Annotated in this window: 23 protein-coding genes; 7 read left to right on the top strand and 16 right to left on the bottom strand. The window is 59.6% G+C overall.

What is annotated here, in order from left to right; all coding sequences use genetic code 11:
- Positions 1 to 258 precede the first annotated feature (258 nt).
- Entirely contained in the window at positions 259 to 1614 is a 1356-nt protein-coding gene (hemN, locus tag EV660_RS02110) for an oxygen-independent coproporphyrinogen III oxidase (RefSeq protein WP_071481598.1), read from the bottom strand.
- 53 nt (positions 1615 to 1667) lie between these two features.
- On the opposite strand from hemN, the gene fnrL reads away from it, so the two are divergent.
- Positions 1668 to 2420 (top strand): transcriptional regulator FnrL, encoded by a 753-nt coding sequence (fnrL, locus tag EV660_RS02115; protein ID WP_071481597.1) that lies wholly within the window; start codon positions 1668 to 1670, stop codon positions 2418 to 2420.
- Between the two features lie 49 nt (positions 2421 to 2469).
- Here the strand turns inward: fnrL and EV660_RS02120 are convergent, their stop codons facing one another.
- From EV660_RS02120 to EV660_RS02170, 11 genes are all read right to left on the bottom strand, one after another.
- Positions 2470 to 2850: a winged helix-turn-helix domain-containing protein gene (locus EV660_RS02120; protein ID WP_375781705.1), complete on the bottom strand. Its 381-nt coding sequence runs from the start codon at positions 2848 to 2850 to the stop codon at positions 2470 to 2472.
- A gap of 86 nt (positions 2851 to 2936) precedes the next feature.
- Entirely contained in the window at positions 2937 to 3977 is a 1041-nt protein-coding gene (locus EV660_RS02125; RefSeq protein ID WP_071481596.1) for an N-acetyltransferase DgcN family protein, read from the bottom strand.
- Positions 3970 to 5001 carry a dipeptide epimerase gene (locus EV660_RS02130; protein ID WP_071481595.1) on the bottom strand — a complete coding sequence of 344 codons (1032 nt, stop codon included), beginning with the start codon at positions 4999 to 5001 and terminating at the stop codon, positions 3970 to 3972. Before EV660_RS02130 ends, EV660_RS02125 begins: the two co-directional genes overlap by 8 nt.
- The gene (locus EV660_RS02135; RefSeq protein WP_071481594.1) at positions 4998 to 6014 is read right to left on the bottom strand and encodes a histone deacetylase family protein; all 1017 of its coding nucleotides are present in this window, start codon (positions 6012 to 6014) and stop codon (positions 4998 to 5000) included. The genes EV660_RS02130 and EV660_RS02135 overlap by 4 nt, the downstream gene beginning before the upstream one ends.
- Positions 6011 to 6505: a GNAT family N-acetyltransferase gene (locus EV660_RS02140; protein WP_084635007.1), complete on the bottom strand. Its 495-nt coding sequence runs from the start codon at positions 6503 to 6505 to the stop codon at positions 6011 to 6013. Before EV660_RS02140 ends, EV660_RS02135 begins: the two co-directional genes overlap by 4 nt.
- A complete protein-coding gene (gene kce, locus EV660_RS02145; protein ID WP_071481593.1) occupies positions 6495 to 7424 on the bottom strand; it encodes a 3,5-dioxohexanoate:acetyl-CoA acetone transferase in 930 nt (309 codons plus the stop codon). The genes EV660_RS02140 and kce overlap by 11 nt, the downstream gene beginning before the upstream one ends.
- Positions 7425 to 7428: 4 nt before the next feature.
- A complete protein-coding gene (locus tag EV660_RS02150) occupies positions 7429 to 8763 on the bottom strand; it encodes an aminotransferase family protein (RefSeq protein ID WP_071481592.1) in 1335 nt (444 codons plus the stop codon).
- Positions 8764 to 8768: 5 nt separating this feature from the next.
- Positions 8769 to 9842 carry an ABC transporter ATP-binding protein gene (locus EV660_RS02155; protein WP_071481591.1) on the bottom strand — a complete coding sequence of 358 codons (1074 nt, stop codon included), beginning with the start codon at positions 9840 to 9842 and terminating at the stop codon, positions 8769 to 8771.
- Between the two features lie 115 nt (positions 9843 to 9957).
- The gene (locus tag EV660_RS02160) at positions 9958 to 11100 is read right to left on the bottom strand and encodes an ABC transporter substrate-binding protein (RefSeq protein WP_071481590.1); all 1143 of its coding nucleotides are present in this window, start codon (positions 11098 to 11100) and stop codon (positions 9958 to 9960) included.
- A 38-nt stretch (positions 11101 to 11138) separates the two neighbouring features.
- Positions 11139 to 11924, bottom strand: a complete 786-nt coding sequence (locus tag EV660_RS02165) for an ABC transporter permease (protein WP_071481589.1) — start codon at positions 11922 to 11924, stop codon at positions 11139 to 11141.
- Positions 11924 to 12790 (bottom strand): ABC transporter permease, encoded by an 867-nt coding sequence (locus EV660_RS02170; protein WP_071481588.1) that lies wholly within the window; start codon positions 12788 to 12790, stop codon positions 11924 to 11926. The genes EV660_RS02165 and EV660_RS02170 overlap by 1 nt, the downstream gene beginning before the upstream one ends.
- A 108-nt stretch (positions 12791 to 12898) precedes the next feature.
- Between EV660_RS02170 and EV660_RS02175 the strand changes: the two genes are divergently transcribed.
- Positions 12899 to 13876 (top strand): LysR family transcriptional regulator, encoded by a 978-nt coding sequence (locus EV660_RS02175; RefSeq protein ID WP_071481587.1) that lies wholly within the window; start codon positions 12899 to 12901, stop codon positions 13874 to 13876.
- Between the two features lie 138 nt (positions 13877 to 14014).
- Positions 14015 to 14857: a cobalamin B12-binding domain-containing protein gene (locus EV660_RS02180; protein ID WP_071481586.1), complete on the top strand. Its 843-nt coding sequence runs from the start codon at positions 14015 to 14017 to the stop codon at positions 14855 to 14857.
- 100 nt (positions 14858 to 14957) lie between these two features.
- On the opposite strand, the gene EV660_RS02185 is transcribed toward EV660_RS02180, so the two are convergent.
- From EV660_RS02185 to EV660_RS02200, 4 genes are all read right to left on the bottom strand, one after another.
- Positions 14958 to 15707, bottom strand: a complete 750-nt coding sequence (locus tag EV660_RS02185) for an SDR family NAD(P)-dependent oxidoreductase (RefSeq protein ID WP_071481585.1) — start codon at positions 15705 to 15707, stop codon at positions 14958 to 14960.
- A 13-nt stretch (positions 15708 to 15720) separates the two neighbouring features.
- Positions 15721 to 17055, bottom strand: a complete 1335-nt coding sequence (locus tag EV660_RS02190) for a TRAP transporter large permease (RefSeq protein ID WP_071481584.1) — start codon at positions 17053 to 17055, stop codon at positions 15721 to 15723.
- Entirely contained in the window at positions 17048 to 17536 is a 489-nt protein-coding gene (locus tag EV660_RS02195; protein WP_071481583.1) for a TRAP transporter small permease, read from the bottom strand. The genes EV660_RS02190 and EV660_RS02195 overlap by 8 nt, the downstream gene beginning before the upstream one ends.
- A 68-nt stretch (positions 17537 to 17604) precedes the next feature.
- Positions 17605 to 18609 carry a DctP family TRAP transporter solute-binding subunit gene (locus EV660_RS02200; RefSeq protein ID WP_071482300.1) on the bottom strand — a complete coding sequence of 335 codons (1005 nt, stop codon included), beginning with the start codon at positions 18607 to 18609 and terminating at the stop codon, positions 17605 to 17607.
- 182 nt (positions 18610 to 18791) lie between these two features.
- On the opposite strand from EV660_RS02200, the gene EV660_RS02205 reads away from it, so the two are divergent.
- From EV660_RS02205 to EV660_RS02220, 4 genes are read left to right on the top strand one after another with little or no spacing between them, the layout of a single operon-like run.
- Positions 18792 to 19595, top strand: coding sequence for an IclR family transcriptional regulator (locus tag EV660_RS02205; RefSeq protein ID WP_071481582.1), 804 nt, complete (start codon positions 18792 to 18794; stop codon positions 19593 to 19595).
- A complete protein-coding gene (locus EV660_RS02210; protein ID WP_071481581.1) occupies positions 19592 to 20761 on the top strand; it encodes an acetyl-CoA acetyltransferase in 1170 nt (389 codons plus the stop codon). Before EV660_RS02205 ends, EV660_RS02210 begins: the two co-directional genes overlap by 4 nt.
- A complete protein-coding gene (locus EV660_RS02215) occupies positions 20758 to 22347 on the top strand; it encodes an acyl-CoA synthetase (protein ID WP_071481580.1) in 1590 nt (529 codons plus the stop codon). Before EV660_RS02210 ends, EV660_RS02215 begins: the two co-directional genes overlap by 4 nt.
- An 8-nt stretch (positions 22348 to 22355) precedes the next feature.
- Entirely contained in the window at positions 22356 to 23183 is an 828-nt protein-coding gene (locus tag EV660_RS02220) for a hypothetical protein (RefSeq protein ID WP_071481579.1), read from the top strand.
- Positions 23184 to 23200: the final 17 nt, after the last annotated feature.

Genomic DNA, 23200 nt, shown 5'->3' on the forward strand with positions numbered 1-23200 from the left:
CGGTCAGTTGCGCGGAATCAAGGCCGAAGGCCGCCGCGCATCGCCGGGCCGCCCCCACGGCACTGCGATTTGGCTGACGCCAGCGTTCAGATCTGATTTTGTAAGGATCTGGCCGGCATAAAGCGCTACAGATTCTAGGGATGATCGCCGCACCGCGGCCCGACGCTGCGCGGCTTGTTGAAACCATCCACCGTCCGCAACGCCCCTCAATTCGGCCATGCGCCTTTTGGGGCAGCACCTTATGTCCGGCGCCGAACGTCAGACTGCCGAGCTATGCCCTGCCTTGTCCATCGCGTATTCGTCAAACATTGTTGCGATCATTCGCGTCAGGGGGCGACCTTCGAGCGTTATTTCCAGCGCATCCGCAGTTTTCTTGACGAATTGACCAAAGCGTTGAGCCGTCTGGTCTATCAGGACATCCAGCGTGTCCGCATCTGCGCCGAATGAATTGATCAACTCGCTCCGTGACAGGCGGAAATCACACATCAGCGCTTCAATTGCGCGCCCGCGCCATATGTCGGCAGGGGTAAAGACATGGCCACGACTGGTTGCGAACTTTCCCGCCTCGACGCATTTTTTCCATGCGGCAGTGGCTGGCGCATTCTGGGCAAAGCCCTGTGGAAAGCGCGAGATGGAAGACGCGCCCAGCCCGACCAAGACAGGCGATGTGTCATCGGTATAGCCCTGGAAATTGCGCCGCAACTTCCCGTCTCTGGCCGCAATTGACAATCCGTCATGCGGGCGGGCGAAATGGTCGATGCCAATCTCGTCATAGCCGTCCCAAAGCAGCAATTTGCGCGCGGTTTCGAACAGTTCAAGCCGTTCTTCAGGGCGGGGCAAGGTGTCTGATGGGATCATCTGCTGGCGGCGCGCCATCCAGGGCACATGGGCATACCCGTAAAGTGCAATCCTGTCGGGGTTAAGCGACATCAGCTTCTGGACAGAGTCGGCCATGCGGCGCTGTGTCTGGTTTGGCAGTCCATACAGAATATCAGTGTTCAGGCTTTTGATGCCGCGTGCGCGAAGCGCATCAGCGGTCGCTTTGGTGATATCGAAGCTTTGATCGCGCCCGATTATGCCCTGAATTTCGGGGTCAAAATCCTGCACACCAATAGAGGCGCGGGTCAGCCCGGCTTCGGCCAAGGCATCAAGGCGCGCATCGTCAAGCTCATTTGGGTCAATCTCTACCGAGAATTCACCATCTTCGGCCAGCGGTGCAATGTCGAACACCTGCGCGGCAAGTGCGCGCATCGATTCTGGTGGCAACATGGTGGGCGTTCCGCCGCCCCAATGCAGCCGCGACAGGCGCACGCCTTCAGGAAGGATTCGGCGGAATGATTCCAACTCTACCCGCAGCGATTCGGCATAAGCCAGAACGGGCGCGTCCGAACTTGTCCCCTGTGTGCGGCAGGCGCAGAACCAGCAAAGCCTGCGGCAGAACGGCACATGAAGATAGAGTGATATTGCGCTTCCGGGCTGGATTTGTTGAACCCAACGTGCGAAGAGGTCCCCCGACAAATCGGAGGAAAACTGAGGAGCAGTTGGGTAACTTGTGTACCGGGGTACACGAGCGTCAAACAAACCTAACTCTGAAAGTTGCTTTAGATGCGGCATAGGGTTACGTTTAGCCGAGATAACTAGAAACACCTTGATACAGATCAAATAAGATGCCCAGAGCTACCCAGAAGATCCAACCGATTTCACAAGAGTGTGGCGATTGCCCGATACGGCATCGCGCAGTATGTGCGCGGTGCGAGTCTGAAGAACTTAACCTGCTGGAGCAGATCAAATTTTATCGTAGTTTTGAGGCTGGCCAGACGGTTGTCTGGGCGGGCGACAAGATGGATTTCGTCGCATCAGTCGTTACCGGAATCGCGACACTCAGCCAGACAATGGAAGATGGGCGTCGTCAGATGGTTGGCCTGCTTCTGCCATCCGATTTTGCGGGGCGTCCAGGGCGTGAAACGTCTGCCTATGATGTAACGGCCGCAACCGATCTGGTCATGTGCTGTTTTCGCAAGAAACCCTTCGAAGATTTGATGCTGCGCACCCCTCATATTGGTCAGCGCCTGCTGGAAATGACGCTGGATGAACTGGACGCCGCCAGAGAATGGATGCTTCTATTGGGGCGCAAGACCGCGCGTGAGAAAATCGCAAGCCTGATCTGCATCATCGCGCGTCGCGATGCGTCCTTGCAACTGAATGCGAGCGATGGCGAGCTGCGCTTTGACCTGCCTCTGACGCGCGAAGCGATGTCTGAATATCTGGGCCTTACGCTGGAAACGGTAAGCCGTCAGGTATCCGCCTTGCGCAAGGAAGGATTGATCGTGACAGAAGGCAAGCGCCAGATTGTCATCCCTGATTTCGACCGGCTGCTGGAAGAAACCGGCGACGATTCAGATGGTGGATTTCTGGTCTGAACTGTCCAGTGGCAGCGTCGCAGCGCATGCTTCGGTAAAAGATGCGTTTCTAGCCCTGCACTTCACGATCTTTGAGCAAAGCATGCAGGCTTTCAAGCTGTTGCGCCCCTGCGGTGGCGCATTGCGCTTCAAAAGAACGATACAGCGCCAGAACCTGCTTGCCGGTGTCTGTCAGCACAGCACCGCCGCCGCCGCTTCCGCCACGTGTGCTTTCCACCACCGGGTCATGGAACATGGAATTTAACGTCCCAATCAATTCCCACGCGCGCTTATAGCTCATGTTCATCTCGCGCCCGGCCGCCGCGATAGAGCCGCAGCGGTCGATGCGTTCGAGAAGCTCTGCTTTGCCGGGGCCGATCATGCCATCTTTGCCAAAGACGATGCGGATGCGAAGCGTCGGGGGTGGGGGGCGGTTGGAATGTGACATCATGGCGACAGGAATGCGCGATCTTGCGGGGCTGTGCAAGTGTCAGCTTGGCACCCTGACAGGGGCCAAGCCACAGCAAACGGCCCCTGCTATATTGCGCTCGTGACCGCTTTTGCCAGCGTTTGCGCGCCCTGGCGCACAGGATCGGCCGTGGGCAAGCCGGTGGTGTCTTCGACCTGTCGAATGGCTGCCTCTGCCTCGTGTTGAGAGAGGCGTGCTGTGTTCAGCGCAATCGCGACCACTTTGGCAGCGGTCAAGGCGCCCGCAGCCCGCGCCACGGCCTCGTTCAGGGCAATTACATCGCGCAATGGGGGAATGCGGACGCTGTCCAGTTCATCCAGCGTCTCCATCCCTGCGCGGTGGCACAGCACCATATGCGTACATGCACTGCCTCGCATCAAAGGCAGGGTTGCCGTGCTGCCGGGGTGCAAGAGAGAGCCTTGCCCTTCAACCACGACAAACTTGTGATTTGCGGCTTCAAGCACCATACGTTCGACCGCGCCGCCCGCATGATCGACGCGAATTGCATCAAGCGGGATGCCACGGCCAGTGATGGCGATACCTGTCTGCCCAGTGGCAAGAAATGCGGCATCATGGCCCATCTCCTGCAAACTGCGGGTCAGCTCCAATCCGGCCGTCATTTTGCCGATGGCCATATCCGTGCCCACCATCAGCACGCGTGTGTTGTCCAGCGCTGCCGCGCGGGCCATGCCAATTGGTGGCGCGTCGCCTTGGGGGACGCGCAAATCCCAGACCCACTGACCGGGGCGGAGGCGGTCGGCAAACATGGGTTGCAAGCGGTCATGCATTCCGTTGACAAGGCTCATGCCCCCGGCAATCGCCTGTTCCAGCACAGCGACCCAAGACTGTGGCAAGCGCCCGCCTGACGGGGCAGTGCCCAGCACCAGAACCTGCGCACCCAGCGCCTGCGCTTCTGCGAGGGTGGCGATAATGGGTATGTCGCTGTCCAGTGTGCACAGATCGCGCACGCGCTTGCCTGCCTGCGTGCTGTCGATGACGGCCACAACTGGGTTGCGACCATAGCGCAAGATGCCCTCGGCCATCTTGGCGTTCAGACTGCCCATTGTCGCCTCGGCAAACAGCGCAATGGGTTGGGTTGGGTCAAGCATGCAATCTGCCTCCGTGGCCAGGCTGGTCTGCGGGAAGGGTTACGCCATGCTCAAATGGCGCACCCGTCGCGGGGTCTGGGTCAAGGTTAAGGTGGGAATCGAGGTCGATATAGTCGAACAGTGCCGATAGCGATGCACCTGCCGCAATCGAAACCGAGCTTTCGCCCATGCAGCCGATCATGGTCTTCAGCCCATGCGCACGGGCGGTGGCGACGATGCGCAACGCCTCGGTAATTCCGCCGCATTTCATCAGCTTCAGGTTCACCCCGTCCACGCAATGCGCAAAGGCCGGAATATCACTGGAAAAGCGGCAGGATTCATCGACGAATATGGGCAGGGCGCGGTCGCGGAACAAATCGGGCAACTGATCTTCGGCGCCTTGAACAAGGGGCTGTTCGATATATTCCACGCCCCTTGCCGCCAGCCAGCCCATCATGTGGCGCGCATCCGTCAATGACCACCCGCCATTGGCATCAACGCGCAGTGCTGCCTCACTGCCCGCAGCGGCTTCTTGCACAGCGATAAACATGGCCTTGTCGGCTTCGATTCCGTCGGTGCTGCCCAGTTTGATCTTCAGGGCCTTTGCCCCGCGCGCCAGCAAAAGCGGCACGCGTTCGCGCACCACATCGGGCGGGTTGATGCCCACAGTCAGCGAAGACACCACGCCGCGCCGCGCCAGCCCCAACAGTCGGTAAAGCGGCATATTGGCCTGCTTGGCGCGCAAGTCCCACAGTGCCATATCCAGCGCCGCCAATGCGCATGCGCCCACGCCGCCCACATGCGCGCGCGCCCAGATATCATGGATGGCACCGTCCAGACCTGATGCGCAAAACCCTTCAAGCTGCGCGCGGCCTTCGGTCACGCTGGCTGCGCCCTCAGTCTCGCCCGGGGCCATTTCGCCCCAGCCCGTCAGCTTGCCGTCGCTTACGGAAACAAACAGGTTCTCGCCCCCCAGAATCTCACCGCGTGAAATGCGCAGCGGGAAGCGTTTTTTCAGATACAGCGAATGGAATTCAACCTTCATGACGCGCCTTTCAGGAACGCAGTCAGATTGTCCGACAGCGCGTCAGAGACATAGCCGCCCTCTTGCACCAGCACCAGTGGCAGGCCAAGCCGGGCAATCGCCTCTGCCATCACCTGAAAGCCCGGTGTGGTGATCGCCAGCCCCTTGAACGGGTCATCAATATGCGCATCCAGCCCCAGCGCCACGACAATAACATCAGCGCCAAAGGCGTGAATGCGCGCCAGTGCCGTGTCGAGGGTTTTCAGATAGTCTGCGTCACCTGTGCCGCGTGGCAGCGGCAGGTTCAGGTTATAGCCGATCCCGCGCCCCTCTCCGCGTTCCTGCGCGGCGCCCCAATAGAACGGATAAAACCGGTCAGGGTCGGCATGCAGCGAGATTGTCAGCACATCATCGCGGGCATAGAAAATGCCCTGAGTGCCATTCCCATGATGCACATCAACATCCAGAATGGCAGGGCGCAGGCCATTTTCACGCAGCCGTTCGGCGGCAATGCCGGAGTTGTTCAGAAAGCAGAACCCCCCGGCCAGATCGGTGAAGGCATGGTGGCCGGGCGGGCGCGAGAGCACATAGACCGCACGCTCGCCCCCCGCGACCAGATCAGCGCCAGTGATGGCTGATTGCGCGGACCAATAGGCCGCTTTCCATGTATGTGCGCCAATCGGACAGGATGTGTCGGTCTGATGGTAACCTGCCTGACCCAGCGCGGATTTCGGGTAATTGTTGCGGCGGTCGGCAGGGTGGATATTCGGGATCACCTCTGGACCTGCATCGGGGATACGCTGCCAGCGTGCGTAGATGTTTTGCAGGAAATGCAGGTATTCCGCACTGTGTATCGCGGCAATCGGGCCTAGCCCTGCATCATCGGGTGCCTGAAACTGGCAGCCCGCCGCTTGTGCCCCTGCCATAAGGCGCGCGATGCGTTCGGGGGCTTCGGGGCTGGGATAGGTTTTCCCATTGGCCATGTAATGCTGCGGGTCATGCAGGCGTTGGCGGTCGTCGAATATGGCTTTCATGCGGTCCTCTTGATCAGGTCTGCCACGCGCTGCGGGTCAAGGCGCATTTCCTGCATGCCGGTTGCAGGCTGAAACCCCAGTCGCTGGTAAAAACGTTGGGCGGAATGGCTGTGGTCATAGACCGCAAGTTTCAGCCAGCTTGCCTGCCAGAGCGCTGCGCCATCGCGCGCAACTTGCGCCAAGAGCCTTGCGCCCAGACCTTGCCCGCGTGCCTCTGCGCTGACCCACAGATCCGAGATATAGACCCCCGCCGCACCGCGAACTGTCGAGAAGACAGGGCTGTAAAGCGCCGCCCCAAGGATCTTGTCGCCTTGCAATGCCAAAAGCCCATGCGCGGCGGGTTCTGTGCCCAGAACCGCCTGGGCTAGCACGGCGCTGTCGGTGGCGTAGTCCTCGGATAGCTCGGCGCTCAATGCGCGCAAGGCCGCTTCCAGTCGTGCAAGGTCGCCGCTGTTGCTCACTTTGCGAAAGATCATCACATCATCGCGCATTGATCTGCTCCGCGCCCTTTAACCCCAATGTGGCGCGCACCGCGTCGGGGGTCATGACATTGCGGCCAAGGCGCTCGACAATCTCGCGGATTTTCATCACCTGTTCGGCGTTCGACCGGGCAAGCTGGCCGCGCGCAATTGTCAGGCTGTCTTCCAGCCCCACGCGCACATGTCCGCCCATCGCGGCAGATTGGGTGATCAGCGGCATCTGGAACCGGCCCGCCGCCAGCACGGAAAACAGATAATCATCCCCGAACAGCTTGTCTGCGATGCGTTTCATATGGGTCAGATTCTCGGCATCCGGCCCCATGCCGCCCAGCACACCAAAAACGAACTGGATGAAGAAGGGCGGCTTTACCAGGCCGCGATCGGCGAAATGGCGCAGCATATACAGGTGGCTCAGATCATAGCATTCAAACTCGAACCGCGCGCCACGCTCTGCCCCGAGGCTGGTCAGGATGCGCGCAATGTCGCGCGGTGTGTTCTTGAACACCAGATCATCGGTATTTTCCAGAAAGGGTTTTTCCCAATCATGCAACCAGTCACGCTCACGCCCCAGCATCGGGTAAAGCGCGAAATTCATCGTGCCCATGTTCAGCGAAGCCATTTCAGGCGCAATTTCCAAGGGCGCCGCCAGCCGGTCATCCAGCGACATGACAGCACTGCCGCCTGTGGACAGATTCAGCACCGCGTCCGTGTCGCGCGCGAGTGTGGGCACAAAACCGTTGAAATGCGCCAATGCTGCCGAAGGCTGGCCCGTCACCGGATCACGCGCATGCAGGTGCAGGATGGACGCGCCCGCGTGCGCGGCCTCGATGCCTTGGCGCGCGATATCCGCACCGGTGAAAGGCAGATGTGGCGACATGCTGGGGGTGTGGATAGACCCCGTCAAGGCGCAGGTAATGATAATTCCAGACATGTCTTCAGGCCATTTCTGCAAGTGCCAGTTCATCGGCCAGACGGGTCAGCGCGGCATCAAGCGTGTCCGCAATCTCGTCCAGATGCGCCTCGGTCACGATCAGGGGCGGGCAGACCATGATATGATCGCCTTCCACCCCGTCGCGGGTGCGGCGGGAATAGACGATCAGTCCCATCTCATAGGCAATATCAACAAGGCGCTGATGCGCGTTCAAGGCGCTGGGCAAGGGGGCTTTGGTCACCGGATCGGCCATCAACTCGAAGGCAAGCAACAAGCCCTGACCACGCACATCACCGATAATCGGGTGGCGCGTCATCAGCGCATCCAGCCGATGGCGCAACGCGGCCCCCATCACGGCTGCATTCTGCACAAGGTCCAGCCGTGCGATTTCATCAATCACGGCCCCGCCAGCCGCACAGGCCAGCGGATTGCCCGCATAGGTGAACCCATGCAGGAAACCGCCCCCTTCCAGCACTGCGCCCACCAGATCGTCGCGCGCGGCAATCGCGCCAAGGGGCACATATCCGGCCGCAAAGCCTTTCGACAGAACCACGATGTCAGGCGACAGATTCCAATGTTCCAGCCCCAGAAAGCGGCCGGTGCGCCCCGCGCCGGTCATCACCTCGTCAAGGATCAGCAGCACCCCGTAGCGGCGGCAAATCTCCTGCACTGCTTGCATATAGCCGACAGGCGGCACCAATGCGCCGGTCGAGGCGCCACCAATGGGTTCCACGATAAAGGCCAGCACTGACCCCGGCCCCTGGGCAAGGATTTCAGTCTCCAGCATGGCGGCGTAATGCGCGCCGGTGGCCGGGTCGGTGGGGTCCAGCCCGTCAAGATAGGCGCGTGGCGCAGGGATTTTGGGCATCTCGCGCATCATCGGTGCGAAAGGGTCAGTCAGAGGGGTGTAGCCTGTGACAGCCAGCGCGCCCAAGGTGCAGCCATGATAGGACGGGCTGCGGCTGATCACCCTCCACCGGCCAGCTTGCCCGATGGCCAAAGCGTGTTGGCGCGCAAGTTTGATGGCCGATTCCACCGCTTCCGACCCGCCCGATACAAAAAACACCTTGTTCATGCCTTCAGGGCAAAGCGCGGCAGTTCTGGCAGCCAGTTGCTCGGATGCTTCAGTTTCAAAATGCAGCCGGTAACCGAAGGTCGATTTCTCCATCTGGCGGCGCATGGCATCCAGCACATTGGGGTTGGAATGGCCAATATTGCACACCATCGCGCCGCTTGAACCATCCAGATAGCGCTTGCCGTCAACGTCCCACATATAGACGCCGCGCGCCTGATCCAGCAGGGGGCGGCGCTGACTTGTCTGATAGAATAGATGGCTCATGGTATTTATCCGGGAAGGGCCGCGCAATCTTGCGGCCTGAGTGTCATATGCACCTGCGCGCCTGCAGGAAAGGGGCGGTCGTCGATCATGTTGATGGCTTGCAACTGCATATCGCCTGCGCGAACGAAATAGCGCACGGACTGGCCTTGGTAATCGACGGTTTCGACCGTCGCAGGGGCTGAAAACGCGCCACCTTCGGGCGGACTGTCGCGCAGCAACAGTTTTTCGGCGCGGATCACCAGCTTGGCGGCACCTTCGCCTGCCAGATGCGGGGCCTTGGCGCTGGGCACGGTGATTTGTCCAAAGACGGGAACCTCCAGAACAGCCCCTTCTCCCCCGCGCGACAGGCATCGCCCGTCAAGGATGTTTGACGCGCCCAGAAAGCGCGCGACAAATTCGCTGGCAGGGGTGTTGTACACCTCTTGCGGTGCGCCGACCTGTTCGACCCGCCCGTTGCTCATGACAACAATCTGGTCGGACATGGCCAGCGCTTCGGACTGGTCATGCGTCACAAATACAGTCGTAACACCGATGCGCGCTTGAATATTCTTCAACTCCACGCGCATATCCTCGCGCAGATTGGCGTCCAGCGCCGAAAGTGGTTCATCCAGCAGCAGCACATCCGGCTCGATCACGATGGCGCGGGCCAAAGCGATGCGCTGTTGCTGCCCACCTGACAGCGCCTTGGGGTATCGATTACCCAGATGCGGCAGTTGCACCAGCTCCAGCGCTTCCTTCACGCGCCGCGCGATTTCCGACTTCGCAACATTGCGGTAGCGCAGGCCGAAGGCCACATTCTCGGCCACAGTCTTGTGCGGAAACAGGGCGTAATTCTGAAACACCAATCCCAGATTGCGCTTGTGGATCGGCACATCATTGACGCGTTTGCCATTGATGATGATCTCGCCCTCGGTTGGGTCCAGCAGCCCTGCAATCATGCGCAGCGTTGTTGTCTTGCCACAACCTGATGGCCCAAGCAGCGTGGTAAAGCTGCCCTCGGGTATGTCCATCGAGGTCTTTTCGACTGCGGTAAATGTCCCGAAGCGCTTCACGATGTTGTTCAGATTAACCGCGCCCATACTCTGCCTTTCTTGGCATAACATCTGACAGACCGATCTCGGCACATGTCATTTTCTTGCCGGAAATACTCCCCCCGGAGGGGGCGCAGGGGGGGGCACCCCCCCTGCCTTTCCTTTAGAAACCGCGCTGCACGCGGGCAAAGGTTTCCGACCATTCGGCCTCGTTCCCGTTCCAGTAAACCGGGTCGGCAAAGGTCAGCGATTCCAGCGTACCAGTCGGGTCATAGGCGGGCAGGGTCGGGATCTTCTCGCCCAGATCGACCTTGGTGCCATCCAGCGCAGGCGGGTAGTTCTGCCCCTCTGCCACCGCGATCGAGGTTTCGGGCGCCAGCATGAAGTTCAGCAGTTCTTCACAAGCCTCGACCGGCGAGCCTTTGATCACGAACAGACATTCCTGCCAGCCAAAGCTGTTGGGCGCGTCGTAATAGCCGATGTCATGGCCCTGCTCTTGCAGCGCCGCAATGCGGCCTGACCAGCCTTCGGTCACATAGATTTCTTCTTCGGCCAGCAGGCTCATCAATTCGGCACCAGACCCCCAGTATTTCAGTGCAAGGTCACGGTGGGTGCGAATGGCGTCCCATGCGGCTTCCATATCCTGAATGTCATTGGGGCTTTGGCCAGTTTGCAGTGCGGCATACCACAGCCGTGTGCGCCAGTCGCTCCACCCGCCGATCTTACCCTGATATTCCGGGTCGATCAGGATAGACGCGCCCTTCTCGCGGATTTCTTCATCCGAGATATAGGCGCGGTTATAGGCCAACCCGGTGGTGCCATAGTTATAGGGCACGGCGGACAGGTGGTCGGGCGTGATACCGCGGAATGCATTGGTCAGCGCGTCCATGACCAGTTCCATATTCGGGATATTGTCGAGGTTCAGTTCGACATCCAGCCCGAAATTCACATAGCGCGCATAGTCGAACACACCTGACAGATGGGCGATGTTATATTCGCCTTCCTGACTGGACCGGACCTGCGCCAGATATTCGTCACCGCCCGAAAACGTGCCATCAACCACGGTGATGCCAGTCGCTGCGGTATAAGGGTCGAAGGCGTGCCGGCGGAACGCCTCTGACACGACGCCGCCCCAGCCGTCGAAGCGCACCTGCGTCACATCCTGCGCGAAGGCCATTTTCGCAAAGGGGGTCTGCACGCCGTAAGCCACGCCAGCCGCGCCAATCAGCCCCAGAAAGCTGCGGCGGTCAAGGTCGCCATTGCGGTAGCGTTCCAGCAGACGTTCATAACGTTTGGTATTGTCCATGTCTCGTATCTCCTTGTTGGTTGGGGGTGTTGCGGTTCTTAGATGCCGCGTTTTATGGAAATCTGGCGCGCAATCGCGGCACCCAGCAAAGGCAGCCCCACAGTGATGACGATCATCACTGTGCCAAGGGCATTGATCTCGGGGCTGATGGAGTTTCGCAGCATCGAAAAGATCTGCGTTGGCACGGTTTCGACCCCGCCGGGCTTCCAGAACAATGTGCCGGTGATATCATCAAAGGAAATCGTGAAGGCAAACAGCGCACCAGCCGCAACGGCGGGCATCAGCAATGGCAGGGTGACGGAGAAAAAGGTCTGTATCGGCGAGGCCCCAAGGCTGAGCGCGGCTTCTTCCACATCACGCCGGATACTGACCAGCCGCGCTTGCACGACCAGAATGACAAAGGGCAGCGTAAAGATGACATGCCCTGCCAGCAGCAGCGCGAAACTCTTGCCGATGCCCAGCCAGTTCAGGAACAGCAGTAGCGCCACTGCCAGCACCACTTCGGGCACAAGAATAGGGGCGATCAGGATAGTTGTGATCAGGTTTTTCCCGCGCATTGTGTAGCGCACCAGCGCAAGGCTGGCCAGAACGCCCAAGGTTGTGGAAATCAGCGCTGTCAGCAGGCCCAAAACCAAGGATGTGCGAAACGCGCGCATCACCGCGTCATTGTTCCACAATGCCTCGAACCAGCGCAGGGAAACGCCCGTCATGGGAAAGCTGCCAAACTGGTTCTGGTTGAACGACAGCAACACCACCACGACCACAGGCAGGAACATGAACAGATAGACCAGAATCGTATATGCGCGAATTGCAGCCCAGCCCATTATCCAAGCCCCTTTGTCAGTTGTGACATGCCCAGAAACCGGTTGTAGATGGCCACAAGCGCGCCCAGCACCAGCAGCAACAGCAGTGACAGCGCCGACCCCATCGGCCAGTTCAGTTGTGTGATGATCGCTTCGAACACCAGATTGGCGAACATGGCATCGCGCGGCCCGCCAAGGATGAGCGGTGTGATGTAGGTGCCCGCGCCCAGCACGAAACACAGCAGGCCCCCTGCGGCCAGTCCGGGCAATGACAAGGGCAAGGTGACTTGCGAGAACGCCTGCCAGCGTGTCGCCCCGAGAGAGGTGGCGGCGTCTTCCAGATTGGTGTCGATCCCGTCAAGGCTGACATAGATATTCAGCACCATGAAGGGTAACAGGAAATGCACCAGCCCAAGGATGACCGTTGCCTCGTTATACAACATCTGAATGGGTGAAGAGGTTACTCCGGTTGAGATGAGAAGCGTATTCAACGCGCCCGAACTGCCAAGAATGTTGATCCAGCTCATCGTGCGGATGATGTAGCTGATCCAGAAGGGCAGCATCAGCAAAAGCAGCAGGATCAGCTTGTTCCCGCTGGAGCGGGTGATGAAATAAGCCGCCGGGTAGCCCAGCAGCGCGCAGAAAAACGTGGTTATGGCCGCGATCTTGAGCGTGTTAAGCAAGATATAGCGATAGAAAGGGTCCGTCAGGGCGCGTTGCCAGTTGTCCGGGTGGAACCCCTGAATATCCGGCCCAACCGCAGAGCGCAGCCAGAAGGAATAAACCACGATAAACAGAAGCGGCACCAGCAAAAGCAGGGTCACAGCCACCAATGCAGGCGACAGCAGGATCCACGGTTGCCGCTTTTCGCGGGCTTCTACGGACATGGGCGGTTCCGAATTTGCCAGGGGGTTTCAATCAACTTGCTAAAACCTTGCAAAGCTGATCGGCATAAGGCAAATAGATAGTTAAGATTATGACTATAGGTTTTATCAATGGCTGAGGTTGATACCGCCGACAAGCTGACCCGTGATCTGGACTGGAACCTGCTGCGCAGTTTCGTGGTGATTGCGCAGTCGCGGTCTATCAGCGATGCCGCGCGGAGGTTGCACCTGACGCAACCCTCTGTGTCTACTGCATTGAAAAGGCTTGAAGATCGGATTGGAAAGCGCCTGATTGACCGCGCTCCGGGCCGGTTTGAACTGACCCGTGCAGGGGCGCTGCTATACCGAGAGTCACTGGAAATACATGGCGCGGTCTATCGCCTGTCAACCCTGATGCGCGATGTCACGGATGAGGTGACAGGCCATGTCCGGCTGGCAGTGGCAAGCCATGTCGTCTGCCCAGTTTTTGATCAGGTGCTGGCCAATTTTCATGCCCAACACCCGCGCGCAACGCTGTCACTGTCGGTACTGGGATCATCAGAGGCGTTGGCAAGTGTCGCGGCGCGCACTGCGTCTTTTGCTGTGTGTCTGGTCCACAGGCGCGACCCGAAGCTGGAATATCTGCGCCTGTACCGCGAATTCTTTGGCTTGTTTTGCGGGCCTTCGCACCCACTTTTCGGGCGCGAAAACCTGCAAAAGACGGATCTCGGCGGGCAATCTGCGGTCAGTTTTGAAACGGACAGGCTGCATGACGCGCTGCGCTCTGTGACCTTGTTGCGCGCGGAATCCGAGCTGAGCGAGAAGATCATCGGCACTTCCAGCCATCTGGAAGAGGTGCGCCGCATGGTGATTGCGGGCCTGGGGATTGGCCCCTTGCCGTTACATGTCGTGGCGCGCGACGTTCAGGATGGGCTTTTGTGGCGTTTGCCGCCCTATGATGACCCGCCTGCAATTGATGTGCATCTTGTCTGGAACCCAAAGGCGGTTTTGAACCGCGCAGAGGCATCTTTGCTGCAAAGATTACGCGATGCGATCGCAGCGATTCCGATTGAACAACGCACCTACGGCCCCTCGGAAGCGGACCTGTAATTTCTCGAAAGAAGGGGTGGTCAAAGCCAAAATTCGCGCTACGACGTGCCCTCATGGCGCTTGGCGCGATATGCAACTGCATACTTTACGAAATGGGGTCGATCTGAGTATGCTTTCTACCCTGGGGGGGGACAAGTTATGGATACAAAGCACAGCTTCGATATCAATCCCGCACTCTATACACGAACGCAGAGCCTGTTTGTTGCAAAGCGTCAAAAACTCGCGCCAGATGCTGTGGAACGGCTTGCCAGAGAAGTTGTTGAACGGTTGGCGCAAAAACGTGATCATTTGAATGGCGCGAATTCGCCACAACCCACCAACGCGACCAACCCCGAATTGGTTGCAACATTTTGCGATATCCTGCTGGCGCCCGATGCAAGTATCGCGCTTCGTTTTCTGGAAGACCAACTTTCCCCCGTCGTTGCAGAGCGTGGCAATCTGTATGAGTATATTGCCGCCGCGTCGCGCCAGCTGGGCGAGCGATGGGATACCGGCGAGGTGACATATCTGCAAGTCACCTTGGCAGTGGGCAAGCTGTATGCGCTGGTCCGAAGTGTGGGCGCGCATCGAGATGCTGAATATGTTGATCCGAACCCTTCGAAAAATGCAGTTTTCGCAAATGTGCCGGGAGAGCAGCATACGCTGGGCGTCAGCGTCGCTGCCGAAGTTTTTCGTGATGTCGGCTGGGAAATCAGCCTCCAGCTTAACAGAAGCCATGATGAACTGATCGAGTATATCATCGCGAACCGCCCTACGGTCATCGGGCTGTCGCTTAGCAGTCCGGTTGGGCTTGACCCGTTGGTGCGCCTTGTAATCGCCATCAGGCTGGCGCTGCCGAATATTATAATCGCTGTGGCAGGCGGCGAAGACACGGATGAGGCATTGCTGAAAGCGCTGGTTGATCTTGACCTTGTCATCACCAATGCAGAGCAGGCGCAAACTGCATTGAGCCATATGCTGTCACCAGACATCATCTCCTGACGCAAGCAGGAAGCAGGAACCTGTCGAGAGGGTGGCTGTGTTCGGCGCCATCTAATTGGAGTGGGGCAGATGCGACAGTCTTGTCCGTCCGCTCAGTGCCCTAGCGGCTGCGCAGCGCAGGCAGGCCCACACCGACAGCATCAAAGCCGCCATCGGCGGCAATGACCTGACCCGTGACATAGCTGGCCTTGTCCAAACACAGGAATACGATGGTTTGTGCGATCTCGTGCTCGGTTCCATAGCGGTTCAGCGGAATGGCATCGTGATAGGCGGCGCGGATTTCCGGCGAATGCACGGCCAGCGCCAGCTTGGTGTCCACAGGGCCGGGGGCTACACAATTGGCGCGCACGCCCCATTCCCCAAGCTCTGCCGCCTGCTGGCGGGTCAAGTGAATGACCGCCGCCTTTGATGTGCCATAGGCCACGCGCAGGGTGCTGGCCCGCAACCCGGATATCGAGGCGATGTTCACAATCGCGCCGCGCGTTTCCTTCAGATGTGGAATTACGGCCTGACTGGTCAGGAAAACCCCGTCAAGATTGGTTGCCATGACTTCGCGCCATATGGCGAAATCTGTATCCTGTAGGGGGCGGAAATCTGCGACGCCTGCATTGTTGACCAGAGCATCCACCTGTCCGAATGCCTTGGCGACCTCTGCTGTCATGGCGTTGACCTGTTCGGGGACCGAGACGTCGCAGATGATTGGCCGCGCATGATCCAGCCCTTGCGCCGCATCCATCAATGCGGGGGCGTCGCGGTCGATCATGGCGACGCGCCACCCCTCGGCCAGAAACAACTTGGTCGTGGCCAGCCCGATACCGCGCGCGGCCCCTGTTACGATTGCGGTTTTCATGCGGTGTCCTTCATCAGCGCAGCCAGTTTACCAGCAGTTGCGACATTTGCGGAACGGCTGCGACCACGATAATCCCCACCAGCGAGGCCAGCAGAAACGGCATGGTGCCACGGGCAACCCGTTCAATGCTGAGTTTCGTGACATTTGCCGCAACATACAGGTTGATCCCGACAGGTGGCGTAATCAGCCCGATGGCCAGATTGACCATGACCAGAACCCCGAACCAGACCGGGTCCCAACCCATTTGCCGCGCGACGGGCAGAAAGATGGGCAGGGCGATGAACATGACCGTCACCGGGTCCATGAACATGCCTGCAATCAGCAAGATCACCATGATCACCAGCAAGATGACCCATGCCTGATCGCTAAGCCCCAAGAGCGCGCCGGAATAGCTGCGCACCAGGTCATCCACTGTGACCACCCAGCCAAACAGGCTGGCATAGGCCACGATCAGCATCACCACCGCGGAAGAAGCCGCGGCCACCCCCAGCGCATCATAAAGCCGTGCAAGCGTCAGCGTGCGGTAGGCCAGCCCGCCGACGCCCAATGCGTAGACAGTGGCGACAATCGCGGCCTCGGTCGGGGTGAAGATGCCCGAATAAATCCCGCCCAGAATAACCACCGGGGTCATCAGCCCCCAGAAACTTTCACGAAAGGACAGCCACAATGCGCGACCACGGGGCAGGCCGGCATAGGGATCTGGGCTGAGGGTCAGCAGGCTTGGGCTGCCTGAAGAGGCGGTTCTGCGGCGTGCAAAGGGCAGGACGGCGACCATCGTCAGCGCCATGAATATGCCCGGTATGATGGCCGCGATGAACAGGCGCGAGATTGAGGTTTCGGCAATCACGCCGTAGATCACCAACCCGATAGAGGGCGGGATCACAATGGAAAACGCGGCCCCTGTGACCACCAACCCTGCGGCAAAGGCGCGGTCATAACCGTCATCTTCCATCCCCTTGATGATCATCGGGCCAATGGCCGCCACGGATGCAGGGCCAGAGCCGCTGACCGCGCCCCAGAACAGGCACACAACCGTGCCGACAATGCCCATGCCCCCTGGCAAACCGCCGACTGCGACGCGAAAGAAGCGGATCATGCGTTCGGCAATGCCAAGGCTGCCCATCAACACACCGGCAAGAATGAAGAACGGAATAGCCAGCAGCGAGAATTTGGTGATGCCGGTGGCGATCAGGTCGCCCGCCAGTTCCAGCCCGAAGCCGATTTTCCACATGGCGTAAAGTGCGGACAGCCCCAGCGCAAAGGCCACGGGCACGCGCAGCGCCATCAGCAGGAAAAAGACCACGATCATCTGCGTGCCCGCAGAGGTGATGCCAATCATCTCAAACATGGGGCACAATCCGGTTCGGGCCTGCGCGCATCGCTTCCCAAGAATATTGCAGATAGCGGATGATGATCAAACCAAACCCGAAGGGCAGCGCCGCCTGATAGTACCATGCAGGCAGCCCGAGTGCGTAGGAGCGCATCCCCACGCGGCGAATGTTCATCATGGCCTCCCATGAAAACCACGCCGAAAAGGCCAGCAAGCTGACCGACAAGGCGACCGATACCAGAAAGATCGGCAGCCAGAGCGGGCGCGGCAAAAGCTCGTGCACCATGGTCACGGCCAGATGTTCGCCGCGCCGCGCGGCTAAGGCTGCGCCAAAGACTGTCAGCAGCAAGAACCCGTTGATCAGCAATTCTTCGGTCGCGGCAAAGGAAAGATTGGTGCCATAGCGGATCACGACATTGACAAAGCCAAGCGCTGTCATGCTGAGAAACAGCATCGCGCAAATGATTTTCTCGAAATCACGCAGGATCAATCGGATCATGGCCCTCGCCTTTGCATGAAAAAAGCCCGCACCTCATGTCAACAAGGTGCGGGCCGGTTTGTCACGACTTAGTTTGCGGCCGCGATAGCGTCCTGAAATGCGCCCACGATCTCGTCACCGACGCGTGCGGCCCATTCGTCGAATGCAGGCTGTGTGGCTTCGCGGAAGGCGGCCAGTTCCTCTTCGGTGGGTTCATAGACTTCCATGCCCTGTTCGCGCAGGAACTCGATGCCTTGAGCGGTGCCTTCGCGTGTGATCTCGCGCTGATAGGCCATCGCTTCCTGTGCCGTTTCGCGCAGGATCTGCTGCATCTCGGCGTCATAGCTGTCCCATTTGTCACGAGAGATGCCAAGGAAGATGGGGTCATAGGAATAGTGCCATGCTGTCAGGTATTTCTGCACTTCATAAACCTGCTGCGGGATAATCACGGCACCGATGGGGTTTTCCTGACCGTCAACCACGCCTTGCTGAAGCGCTGACATCGTCTCGCCCCACTGCATCTGCTGCGGGTTTGCGCCAAGCGCATTCATCACGTCGATATACATTGGCCCGGCCACACGCATGTTCAGCCCGCGCATATCTTCGGGGCTGCGGATCGGGCGGGTGTTGTTGGTCACCTCGCGGAAGCCGTTTTCACCCCATGCCAGCACGACAATGCCCTTGTCCAGCAGGATTTCGGACAGCATCTCACCGGGTGCACCTTGTGTGGTCGCATCTACCTGTTCATAGCTGGAATACAGATATGGCAGTGAGAAAACGGCCATTTCCGGCACCAGCGGTGTCACGTTGATCGCCGATGTCACCACCAGATCCAATGCGCCGCGCCCGACCATTTCGGCCTGACGCATCTGGTCGCCGCCCGAAAGCTGGGCATTGGGGAAAACACGGACTTCGATGTCGCCGCCAGTGCGCTCTGCCAGCAATTCCCCAAATTTCTCGGCGCCCTGATGCCAGGTTGTCGTGTCGCCGGTGTTATGCGACAGGCGCAGCGTTTCCGCGCTGACTGCGCCAAAGCTGAATGTCGTCGCAAGGACCGCGGCAAGGGTTGTCCCCGATAGGCGTGCGAAGCTCATGATCTTCCTCTCCTCCATTGTCGCGGCCAAGGCTGCAGGGGGCCGCTTCTGATAATTGTCCAGATAGTGGACCTTATTTTTTTCTGAATGCAAGAAAAACTTGCAAGATGCCTGATTAAAAAACAATATAACCGTGAAACAGGCTAATTGTGGCGTGTAGAAAGAAATCACTGGTTCATATTATGAAGCTTGATCCGGCAGAATCAGCTATGGGCGCGCAAAGCGTTGATCGCGCGCTTGCGCTTCTGGCGCTGATCGGGCGTCAATCGGCTGCGGGCATTTCGCTGTCGGGGCTTGTCTCTATCTCGAAGTTGAACAAGGCCACAGTGCGGCGTCTGGTTCTGGCACTGATGCGCGCGGGGCTAGTCGAACAGGACGCGGGCAGCCGAACCTATCATTTGGGCGAAGACGCTTATCTGTTGGGCCTGCTGGCGCAGGGTCGGCACGGGTTGTTGTCGCAGGCGATGGAGCAGGTGCAACGTCTGGCGCGCGACACAGGCGATGCGGCGTTTATTTCTGTGCGGCGCGGGTTGCATTCCGTGTGCCTGCACCGCGAAGATGGCGCGCATCCGATCCGCACCTATGCGCTGATGCCCGGCGCGCATCATCCGCTTGGTGTGGGGGCGGGGTCACTTGCCATGCTGGCGGCGTTACCGGATTCCGAGGTGGAAGCGGTCATTGCGGCAAATTCCTCAGAGTTGACAAGCAACTACCCGCTGCTGACCCCCGATGCCCTGCGCGCGCAATTGGCGCAAACGCGAGAGGCGGGGATTGCCCTGAATCCCGGGCTGATTTTCGAGGACTCATGGGGGCTGGGCGTGGCCCTGCATGGCCCCGACGGGCAGTTGGTGGGCGCGTTATCCATCGCCGCAGTGGAAAGCCGTATGAGGCCCCCGCGCCGGGTGGAACTGGAACAGAAATTGCGGGAAACGGCCCGCGCGATCGAGGCGCGATTGACCCGCAGCCAGCAGAAGAAAACGACATGACACAGGCACAAATCATCGGCTGGGGGCATACGGTCTTTGGCAAATCCGACCATCCCGACACTGAAAGCCTGATGGCAGAGGCTGTGGCCCAAGCGCTGGCGCATGCGCAGATCGGGGCCGAGGATGTGGACGGCATTTTTGCAGGTGTGTTCAATAACGGTTTCTCGAGACAGGATTTTCAGGGCGCACTTGTGGCGATGGGGGACGCGCGTTTCGCCCACACCCCCGCCACGCGTTTTGAAAATGCCTGCGCCACAGGATCGGCGGCGCTGCATGGCGCGCTGGATTTCATCGAGGCGGGGCGCGGGCGGATTGCACTGGTGGTGGGCGCCGAGAAGATGACCGCCACCCCAACCGCAGAGGTGGGGGATATCCTGCTAAGCGCCAGCTACCGCGCCGAGGAAGCCGATGTCGAGGGTGGCTTTGCAGGGCTGTTCGGCCAGATCGCGCAAGGCTATTTCCAGCGCTATGGCGACCGGTCGGAAGAACTGGCCATGATCGCGGCCAAGAACCACGCCAATGGCATGGCAAACCCATATGCCCATATGCGCAAGGATTTCGGTCTGGCGTTCTGCAACACTGTGTCCGAAAAAAACCCGCGTGTGGCCGGCCCCTTGCGGCGCACCGATTGTTCGCTGGTGTCGGATGGCGCTGCGGTTCTGGTTCTGGCAGATGCCGAGACAGCGGCGAACATGCCACGCGCGATAGGGTTTCGCGCACGAACACAGGCCAATGACATCATGGCACTGTCGCGCCGCGATGTGCTGGAATTTCGCGGCGCGCGTATGGCATGGGCCAAGGCACTGGAACAGGCCGGTGTCAGTCTGGATGACCTGAGCCTTGTTGAAACGCATGACTGTTTCACCATTGCCGAAATGCTGGAATATGAGGCGATGGGCCTGGCCGAGGCAGGGCAGGGCCACCGAGTGATCCGTGACGGGGTGACGCAGAAAACGGGGCGCCTGCCGGTCAACCCGTCGGGGGGGCTGAAATCCAAGGGCCACCCGATTGGCGCAACAGGTGTGTCGATGCATGTCATGGCCGCGATGCAGTTGATGAATGAGGCCGGCGATATGCAGATTGACGGCGCGAAGCTTGCGGGCGTGTTCAATATGGGCGGCGCTGCCGTGGCCAATTATGTCTCGGTTCTGGAGCGGGTGAAATGAGCCTTGATCTGTCCCAAGGGGTGATACCGGTTTCGACCCGCGTGATGAACCTGTCACATTTGCTGACCGAAAGCGCGCGGCGGCTGGGCGATGGCGTTGGGTTCATTTGGGGCGACGAAACATGGTCATGGGCCGAGATGGAGGCCCGCGCCAGCGCCTTTGCCGCCGGTTTGGTGCAGGAATTCGGGATCACCAAGGGTGACCGCGTGTTGGTGCAATCGGCAAATTGCAACCAGATGTTCGAAGCGATGTTCGCCTGCTGGCGTGTCGGGGCGGTCTGGGTGCCTGCGAATTACCGCTTGTCGCCGGATGATCTGGCGGGGCTGGCGCAGTCATCGGGCGCAACGCTGTTGCTGTGCGGCGCGCAGTTTCCCGAACATGTGGCGGCCTGCGCGGACCTTGTCAGGGCCACGATCCTGATCGGCCCTGAATTTGAAGCGCTTGTCGCCCGCCATATGGGGGCCGTCCCTGTGCCTGCCGTGGTGCAGCGCGATGATCCGGCATGGTTCTTCTTCACCTCTGGCACCACGGGCAAGCCCAAGGCGGCGGTGCTGACACATGGCCAACTGGCTTTTGTTGTCACCAACCATCTGTGTGATCTGATGCCGGGAACAGGGCCGGAAGATGCCTCTCTCGTGGTGGCGCCCCTGTCGCATGGCGCGGGAATTCACCAACTGGCGCAAGTTGCGCATGGGGTGAAAACCATCCTGCCCGCGGGCGAGAAATTCGACCCTGATCAGGTCTGGTCGCTGGTGTCAAAATGGCGCGTGACCAACATGTTCACTGTGCCGACAATCGTGAAGCTGCTGGTCGAACACCCCGGCATGGATGCGCATGACCATTCCAGCCTGCGCTATGTCATTTATGCAGGCGCGCCCATGTACCGCGCTGACCAGATCCGCGCCTTGGAAAAGCTGGGGCCGGTTCTGGTGCAATATTTCGGGTTGGGCGAGGTGACGGGCAATATTACGGTGCTGCCGCCCGCGCATCATCATCTGGATGATGCGGCCATGCGCATCGGGTCGTGCGGTTTTGCACGCACCGGGATGCAGGTGCAAATCCAGAACGAGACAGGCGAGGAAGTAGACTTTGGTGAAACCGGCGAGATTGCCGTGATTGGCCCTGCTGTCTTTGCGGGGTATTTCAACAACCCCGAGGCCAATGAGAAAAGTTTTCGCAATGGCTGGTTCCTGACGGGTGATCTTGGCCATATGGATGCGCAGGGCTTTGTCTACCTGACGGGGCGCGCGTCAGACATGTATATCTCTGGCGGGTCCAACATCTACCCGCGCGAGATTGAGGAGAAATTGCTGGAGCACCCCGACTTGTCAGAAGTGGCCGTGCTGGGGGTGCCGGACCCTGTCTGGGGCGAGGTGGGCATGGCCGTCTGCGTGCCGGTTGCCGGGGCTGCACCCACATCTCAGGCGGTGCTTGACTGGCTGTCGCCGCGCCTGTCGCGCTATAAGATGCCGCGCCATGTGGTGTTCTGGGATGGGTTGCCAAAATCGGCCTATGGCAAGATCACCAAGAAGATGATCCGCGAGGAGTTGGAAGCGCGCGGCCAGTTGCCGCAGCAAGGGGGCTAGGGTTAGCCATGCGCACCATCACCCATCCCGGCCCGATTGCGGACAGGCGCGCAGATGTTGTGCCATGTCACGCAGACCCGATCGAGGTGACCTTGCGTGCGGGCCACACCCTGACCCGTGCCATCACGCAGGGGCTTGCAGAGGCGGGATATGCAAATGGGTATCTGCGTCTTGACGGGGTGTCACTGGCACCCTTGCATTATGTTACACCGGCCCCGGCCCCCGGTGACGGGCATGCGGCTTGGTACAGTCAGACATTTTCGCAGCCGCTTGCGAAGATTCAGCATGGCGGCGCGCATCTGGGTGTTCGGGATGGGCAAGCCTTCGTGCATTGTCATGCCATGTGGCAGGATCAGGGGATGGGCCATGTGTTGTGTGACGACAGCCTGATTGCTGAGGATGTCACAGTGCAGGGCTGGGGGCTGCGCGGGGCTGGGCTGGTCGCGCAGCCAGACCGCGAGACGCAGTTCACGCTGTTTCGACCGCAGGCAGAGGGCGCGCCTGTTGACGGAGCTTCATTGCTTGTAACCCTGCGCCCAAATCAGGATATTGGCCAAGCACTCGCACGGATTGCGCAGGATCACCACATCACGCGCGCGCGGGTTGAAGGGATCGGCAGTCTGGTCGGGACTGTGTTTGATCAGGGCACGCGCCTTGAAAGCTACGCGACCGAGTTGCTGATTGTCGAAGGCGCGCTGCACGGGCACGAAACTGTGCTTCAGGTCGCATCAGTCGGGTTCGATGGGGCAGGTCAGACAGGGCGATTGCAGGCGGGGCAGAATGCCATCTGTGTGACCGCAGAAGTCTTGATCATTGCCTTGCCTGATCTGGGCTAGTGTTGGCCACCTGACGC

Source organism: Roseinatronobacter bogoriensis DSM 18756, from assembly GCF_004366635.1.
GTDB lineage: Bacteria > Pseudomonadota > Alphaproteobacteria > Rhodobacterales > Rhodobacteraceae > Roseinatronobacter > Roseinatronobacter bogoriensis.

Excerpts from the sequence above, each read along its gene's own strand:
- hemN (WP_071481598.1), bottom strand. The coding sequence starts at position 1,614 with ATGCCGCATCTAAAGCAACTTTCAGAGTTAGGTTTGTTTGACGCTCGT.
- fnrL (WP_071481597.1), top strand. The coding sequence starts at position 1,668 with ATGCCCAGAGCTACCCAGAAGATCCAACCGATTTCACAAGAGTGTGGC.
- EV660_RS02120 (WP_375781705.1), bottom strand. The coding sequence starts at position 2,850 with ATGATGTCACATTCCAACCGCCCCCCACCCCCGACGCTTCGCATCCGC.
- EV660_RS02125 (WP_071481596.1), bottom strand. The coding sequence starts at position 3,977 with ATGCTTGACCCAACCCAACCCATTGCGCTGTTTGCCGAGGCGACAATG.
- EV660_RS02130 (WP_071481595.1), bottom strand. The coding sequence starts at position 5,001 with ATGAAGGTTGAATTCCATTCGCTGTATCTGAAAAAACGCTTCCCGCTG.
- EV660_RS02135 (WP_071481594.1), bottom strand. The coding sequence starts at position 6,014 with ATGAAAGCCATATTCGACGACCGCCAACGCCTGCATGACCCGCAGCAT.
- EV660_RS02140 (WP_084635007.1), bottom strand. The coding sequence starts at position 6,505 with ATGCGCGATGATGTGATGATCTTTCGCAAAGTGAGCAACAGCGGCGAC.
- kce (WP_071481593.1), bottom strand. The coding sequence starts at position 7,424 with ATGTCTGGAATTATCATTACCTGCGCCTTGACGGGGTCTATCCACACC.
- EV660_RS02150 (WP_071481592.1), bottom strand. The coding sequence starts at position 8,763 with ATGAGCCATCTATTCTATCAGACAAGTCAGCGCCGCCCCCTGCTGGAT.
- EV660_RS02155 (WP_071481591.1), bottom strand. The coding sequence starts at position 9,842 with ATGGGCGCGGTTAATCTGAACAACATCGTGAAGCGCTTCGGGACATTT.
- EV660_RS02160 (WP_071481590.1), bottom strand. The coding sequence starts at position 11,100 with ATGGACAATACCAAACGTTATGAACGTCTGCTGGAACGCTACCGCAAT.
- EV660_RS02165 (WP_071481589.1), bottom strand. The coding sequence starts at position 11,924 with ATGGGCTGGGCTGCAATTCGCGCATATACGATTCTGGTCTATCTGTTC.
- EV660_RS02170 (WP_071481588.1), bottom strand. The coding sequence starts at position 12,790 with ATGTCCGTAGAAGCCCGCGAAAAGCGGCAACCGTGGATCCTGCTGTCG.
- EV660_RS02175 (WP_071481587.1), top strand. The coding sequence starts at position 12,899 with ATGGCTGAGGTTGATACCGCCGACAAGCTGACCCGTGATCTGGACTGG.
- EV660_RS02180 (WP_071481586.1), top strand. The coding sequence starts at position 14,015 with ATGGATACAAAGCACAGCTTCGATATCAATCCCGCACTCTATACACGA.
- EV660_RS02185 (WP_071481585.1), bottom strand. The coding sequence starts at position 15,707 with ATGAAAACCGCAATCGTAACAGGGGCCGCGCGCGGTATCGGGCTGGCC.
- EV660_RS02190 (WP_071481584.1), bottom strand. The coding sequence starts at position 17,055 with ATGTTTGAGATGATTGGCATCACCTCTGCGGGCACGCAGATGATCGTG.
- EV660_RS02195 (WP_071481583.1), bottom strand. The coding sequence starts at position 17,536 with ATGATCCGATTGATCCTGCGTGATTTCGAGAAAATCATTTGCGCGATG.
- EV660_RS02200 (WP_071482300.1), bottom strand. The coding sequence starts at position 18,609 with ATGAGCTTCGCACGCCTATCGGGGACAACCCTTGCCGCGGTCCTTGCG.
- EV660_RS02205 (WP_071481582.1), top strand. The coding sequence starts at position 18,792 with ATGAAGCTTGATCCGGCAGAATCAGCTATGGGCGCGCAAAGCGTTGAT.
- EV660_RS02210 (WP_071481581.1), top strand. The coding sequence starts at position 19,592 with ATGACACAGGCACAAATCATCGGCTGGGGGCATACGGTCTTTGGCAAA.
- EV660_RS02215 (WP_071481580.1), top strand. The coding sequence starts at position 20,758 with ATGAGCCTTGATCTGTCCCAAGGGGTGATACCGGTTTCGACCCGCGTG.
- EV660_RS02220 (WP_071481579.1), top strand. The coding sequence starts at position 22,356 with ATGCGCACCATCACCCATCCCGGCCCGATTGCGGACAGGCGCGCAGAT.